At 44.8% G+C, this 261-nt stretch carries 1 protein-coding gene; it reads left to right on the top strand.

The features are described 5' to 3' along the window. Positions 1–20: 20 nt before the first annotated feature. On the top strand, positions 21–261 hold a 241-nt coding region (locus tag KB213_RS12100; RefSeq protein WP_211683488.1), incomplete at its 3' end, for a hypothetical protein.

Below are 261 nucleotides of genomic sequence, written 5' to 3'. Positions count from 1 at the left end.
AAAAAACTCGCAAACACTGCATGCAACTGGAGAACTGCGTATATGATTTCTTCGAACTGACTACGCTGAATATGGCGCAACAAGGTATTTTTGGCGAAGTGCTTCATGTAGAAGGTGCTTACATTCATAATCTGGAAGAATTCTGGCCTTCGTACTGGAACAATTGGCGTATGGATTACAATCGCAAACATCGTGGTGATGTATATGCCACTCATGGCATCGGACCGGCTTGTCAGTTACTAGACATTCACCGTGGCGACC

This window comes from Neokomagataea anthophila, from assembly GCF_018122595.1.
Classification (GTDB): domain Bacteria; phylum Pseudomonadota; class Alphaproteobacteria; order Acetobacterales; family Acetobacteraceae; genus Gluconobacter; species Gluconobacter anthophilus.
The sequence above is the reverse complement of the archived record's forward strand: the minus strand, read 5'-3'. Positions and strand labels throughout refer to the sequence as shown.